Origin of the sequence: Dietzia sp. SYD-A1, assembly GCF_015356725.1 — a bacterium.
Taxonomy (GTDB): Bacteria; Actinomycetota; Actinomycetes; order Mycobacteriales; family Mycobacteriaceae; genus Dietzia.
Genome location: NZ_JADDKI010000454.1, coordinates 1 through 1,199, shown reverse-complemented (window position 1 = coordinate 1,199; position 1,199 = coordinate 1). Strand labels below are relative to the sequence as shown.

Genomic DNA, 1,199 nt, shown 5'->3' with positions numbered 1-1,199 from the left:
CACCCGGGGCGGACCCGGACCGCGCGCCCGGAGCAGAACCGGACCGCGAGCCGGGACCCGCGTCGCGCTTCTGCGTGAGGGTCGGAAGGCCCATCTGGTCAGTCACCTCCCGGTTCTCTCACCGCCTGTGCCGGGGATCCGGTGGGCGTGTGTCCCAGGTTAGTGAAGTGGCGCAGCGACGTCGGGCAGACTGGACGAGGAGTACGCGGTTCCGCCCGATCCGGGGCGGATCCGGTCCGGTGAGGCGTCCGGCGGAGTGGAGGACCAGTGGCCACGAGTGAGGGTGACGGGAACGGCTGGGTCGTGTCCGCGGCCGGTGACCGACGGTGGGGGCGCTTCGGCGCCGCGGGCCTGCTCCTGCGCGCAGCCGATCCGACCGATCCGGACACCCCGCTCGTGCTGCTGCAACACCGCGCGGTGTGGACGGCCTCCGGCGACACCTGGGCGTTGCCCGGCGGAGCGCGTGACTCCTCGGAGGACGCGTCGCAGGCGGCCCTGCGGGAGACGCAGGAGGAGGCCGAGATCAGGCCCGCCGACGTGGTGGTCCGAGCCGTGCGGGTGACGTCGCGGATGCCCGGTACGGTGTGGCACCGGCCCGGACTGGACATGCGCCACGTGTCCGAGATGATGCGTCGCCTGCGGCCCGACCAGAAGCACTCGGACGACCCGGCGGTCCGCGCCCGGACGATCCCGCCACTGGTGCAGGAGTCGACTGACGCGGTGGAGTGGACCTACACGACCGTGGTCGCCGACGCCCCGCGCGCGCTGGAGACGGTGCCGAACAACGAGAGTCTGGAACTGCGGTGGGTGCCCGAGACCCGTGTCGCCGAGCTGCCGCTGATGCCCGCGTTCGCCCAGGCCTGGGCGAACGGGCTCCGCTCCCGGCCGGTGGAACTCGTGGTGGACGTGGCCAACGTCCTGGGCTCCAGGCCGGACGGGTGGTGGAGGGACCGGGCCGGCGCCACCGCGCGTCTGCTCGCAGAACTGAGTACGACCATGCCGCGGACGGTCGAGCTGCCCGACGGGTTCGGGTGGGTGGCCCGCGCACACGCCGTGATCGAGGGGGCCGCCAGACGGGCCGAGCACTCCGGTCCGTTCGTCGTCCACCGGGCGTCCGGCTCAGGCGACGACGCGATCGTCGACCTGGCCACTGATCTCGCCACGGATCCCGCCCCAGGCCGTCATGCAGATCTCGATAC

At 73.0% G+C, this 1,199-nt stretch carries 1 protein-coding gene; it reads left to right on the top strand.

Going from position 1 to position 1,199, the window contains the following annotated elements; translation table 11 throughout:
• Nucleotides 1-267 precede the first annotated feature (267 nt).
• Nucleotides 268-1,199: NUDIX domain-containing protein (locus tag IY392_RS15600; RefSeq protein WP_194861699.1), on the top strand; the 932-nt coding region annotated here is incomplete at its 3' end.